The sequence below is a fragment of the Nostoc sp. CHAB 5715 genome (assembly GCF_020829685.1).
In the GTDB taxonomy this organism is placed as follows: Bacteria; Cyanobacteriota; Cyanobacteriia; order Cyanobacteriales; family Nostocaceae; genus Nostoc.
The window spans coordinates 1-3,458 of sequence record NZ_JAIVFR010000824.1 but is presented as its reverse complement, the minus strand read 5'-3'; the positions used below and the strand labels follow the sequence as shown (position 1 = coordinate 3,458).

The following is a 3,458-nucleotide window of genomic DNA, read 5'->3' as shown; positions in this document are numbered from 1 at the left end:
GCTGATTTCGTAAAACGGATCGCTCAATGGCTGTTTAGTAACGAAGTTGACAGTACCACCAATACCACTGAATCCAGTTTCTCCATACAAAACGGAGGCAGGTCCCTTTAACACTTCTAACCGTTCTATATTGACAAAGCTACCATCTGAAGAAATTTGTGGATCGGGAAGTCCGTTTACCAGAGAGTTAGAATATACCTCGAAGCCTCGAATAGTAAAATAGTCTCTACTTCCAGCTGTGGTAGAAACTGAGGTTACGCCGGTGACGTTTTCCAATCCGTCTGTAATGCTTCTTGCTTGACGGTCTTGCAGCACCTGTCGCGGCACCACCTGAATTGATTGGGGAATATCACGCAATGGGGTATCTGTTTTCGTTCCAACTGAGGTATCTGGTACGCGATAACCATCCTGTTCTGCCGTGACTACCAATTCAATCGCATCATCCTGTTGTGCTGCGGGTTGTTCTTCGGGTGTCTCCGTTGCTGGCTTTTCTTGGGTTGGTTGTTCTGGTTCCTGTGCTGTTGTGGCTGTAGATGCAACTGTAAAAATCAACCCGACGTTATCATCAAATAACTCAACGGTAGGTAAAGCTTTCTCGCCAACTACCGTTACCCGCACGGTATTCGCATCAATATTCGTAGCTGTGATTTCCGTAATTCCCGCCAGGGGTTTTTCCGACTTAAACGTGAAAGCATCGCCATTGGGTAAACGCAACTGCCCACCAGTGACATCCATAATAAAATTATTCCCCGTACTGCGGTTGGCGGCTTGCAGTTTATCACTCTGGGTTGTCTCTAAAATTACCTCGACACCGTTCTCGGTGGGATTGGCTTTTACCCCCGTAATTGCGACAACCTCCCCTGGAGTCGCAGGTGGGTTGGTTGGTGCTGGTTGTTGTACCAACATTTGAGCGCTGGTTGCGGGAAACTCGATGTCGCTGAGTTGGGGAATGTTTTTACTGGGTTTATCCGACTTTAACTGACTTAGAGAATTTGCTAGTTGGGACTCGAATTGTCGAGGTTTGCGGGAACTGGGAACTAATACCGGACATTTATGAGTATCTGTAACTGCAAGCCTATCTTTTAAAGATTTTCCTACTCCCTGGGTGGAAGATCGAACTACTCTATCCTCTCGAATTTCCTCGCCTTTGGCAGAAGTCTCGACCAAAAGAACAACCGCACTTGTCAGCAGAAGGCTTTGAAATAATTTGTCTATTTTCATTTATTTCCCCACACCTAGTAATATCACTTGCCTGAAACCGAAGACAAACAGTAACTATTGACAATTATTATCAATCAACTTTAAATTAGCTTAATCATATAATATGAAGTAACTTAGGGCACAATATCAACTGACTTTTCCCGTTAAGTCTCGAAAAGCTTGCTCACACTCGTATTGAGGAGAAAGCACAGCATATACGGTATAGTAATTGAAATCGGGTGCTGGAGGGGACAAGCAATGTTGGACTGGTGGGAGAAAAATTTTGCGAACTGTGATTTAGGCGACATTCGTTTGAATGAGCGTGCTTTTGTCTTTTGGCTACGCTATAAGTCAAGGATTTGGCAAAGCACTGTCGGAAATCTTCAACGGAGGAACCGTACTCAAGAGGGTTTGTCAAAATTGCACGACCTTTGTGAGGGTTGGCAGCTTGCAAAAGAGACTTAACGGGAAAAGTCAGACTATAAATTCCTTCCACAAAAATCATACAGGATTTTATTGGCTCAGTTTTTTGCCATCCGGCAAAAACAGGCGTGTCTTATCTAGGTTTTTTCTATGTCAATACTCGTAAATTGGCGAAGGTATTGTTCTTCGGTATACTTTGTTTTCCCCCTCTGCCTGGTAACTCCCAAAGCCCTTCTAAACCTAGTTTTCGCCATTTATGCAAAACTTCTCTGACTGTTTGAGAAGTCCAGTTAAAGTGAGCAGCTATTTTTTCTACGTACCAGCCATGTGCACTTAACCTGATTACCTCTGCTCGGTCTTTAACTTTTTGTGGTACATCCGCAGTTCTCATATTTAACAGGGTTTTGTTTTGCTCATTAGTCAGGAATACCTTAGACAAGCGCCCATATTTTCAGTCATCTCGGTAGATACATTATCCGTATTTATTTATCTTTACATAGTTTGCTTTTTCCACCCCGACTTACTTATTATCAGCAACTACAGGGGGAATTTGGGCAAAAATAGCGGATTGTAATAGTTTGGGAAACTTTTTCCAGGCGATACTGCCTTTACGACTTTTGATATACAGTTGCATAAATTCTAGTAAGGCTGTTGGACTTTCTTCTGGGGGAAGATTAACAAAAAGGTAGGTGGGTTTGTCTGGGCTTGATATGGAGACAACACAGCCTTGGCTGCAAGCCCATAAGCATTCAACGGGTTTTATTTCTAAGTCGTCAGATGCCAACTTTTCGTCGTATAAACTGTTGATTTTGTCAAGTAAAATTTTGCCGTCGGTGGGTTGATTTTTTGGCCTTTCTTCAGAGGAGCGATCGCAGGATTTACAGACGAAGAGGGTTGGTTTGGCTGTGGAGTTAGGGTGTGTTGAGGTGGTTCTTTTAAGGGTCATTAATGACTCGATAAACACGAAGAATTTCTTAAGCATTTCAGTTTTTTGATCCAATCATAATTATAAATTTTATACAAATCCTGAGTATAATCAATACCTTTGCCAAAAGAAGAGGATGAAGCGAGAGGGCTGATGTAGTAGATGCCAATTTTGCTATGAACTTATACAATTTTGTATTTAGGTCTTATTCGCCACAACTTCATCATAATCGGTACTGATAGAAAGTTCTTTCCAAGCATCCAAATCTCTTTTGATATACTCTAGCCCGTAATTTATACTCTCGATTGCATCGGTTCCCAGTGCTAATCGAACTATTGGGTGTTCGCTATCAACTATTTTAATCATTGCTAAAGCAGCTTTCTTTGGGTCTCCCGGCTCCTCTAAATGACTACGTTCCATACCACTTTCAATGACATCATTACGTCGCTCATTAATAAATGCTTCATACTCCTCTTCCTCTATTTGAGTATCATTTACAAAAATAGAATTAACAGGAAAATTAGTAAGGAAATTACCTGGTTCAATTATGATGACTTTTATACCGAAAGGTTGGAGTTCATAATGTAAAGTTCCAGAAACTCCTTCTAGGGCTAGTTTGCTAGCAATATAAAATCCTCCACCTGGTTCAGCCATAAAGGAAGCCATTGATGAAATATTTAGGATGTGTCCCTTACGCTGTTTTCGCATGTGAGGTACTACAGCTCGCAGCGTTGCTAAAACACCAAAAAAATTCGTATCAAACTGACGGCGAACTTCAGAATCACGGTTCTTGCGTTGGTTTTATGGTAGAGCATTAAAATCGCAGTTTTATAGAAAGGCTCAAAAACTTAAAACCCAGTCACAGCAATAAATCTAGCCTATCTTTAGGTTTTATTTATTATTCTGTTCC

General features: G+C 41.5%; 3 protein-coding genes and 1 pseudogene. All 4 read right to left on the bottom strand.

Translation table 11 applies throughout. The features are described from left to right. The coding region (locus LC574_RS31965; RefSeq protein ID WP_229457611.1) for an AMIN domain-containing protein at positions 1-1,221 on the bottom strand (1,221 nt) is incomplete at its 3' end. Between the two features lie 550 nt (positions 1,222-1,771). Then, the gene (locus tag LC574_RS31960) at positions 1,772-2,014 is read right to left on the bottom strand and encodes a helix-turn-helix domain-containing protein (protein ID WP_229457610.1); all 243 of its coding nucleotides are present in this window, start codon (positions 2,012-2,014) and stop codon (positions 1,772-1,774) included. 129 nt (positions 2,015-2,143) lie between these two features. Continuing rightward, positions 2,144-2,569: a DUF1636 family protein gene (locus LC574_RS31955; protein WP_229457607.1), complete on the bottom strand. Its 426-nt coding sequence runs from the start codon at positions 2,567-2,569 to the stop codon at positions 2,144-2,146. Between the two features lie 177 nt (positions 2,570-2,746). Further along, positions 2,747-3,322: pseudogene (locus tag LC574_RS31950) on the bottom strand (SDR family NAD(P)-dependent oxidoreductase); the annotation flags it as partial. Positions 3,323-3,458: the final 136 nt, after the last annotated feature.

Bases quoted from the DNA above. Each gene is read 5' to 3' on its own strand.
- LC574_RS31955 (WP_229457607.1), bottom strand. From the start codon at position 2,569: ATGACCCTTAAAAGAACCACCTCAACACACCCTAACTCCACAGCCAAA.
- LC574_RS31960 (WP_229457610.1), bottom strand. From the start codon at position 2,014: ATGAGAACTGCGGATGTACCACAAAAAGTTAAAGACCGAGCAGAGGTA.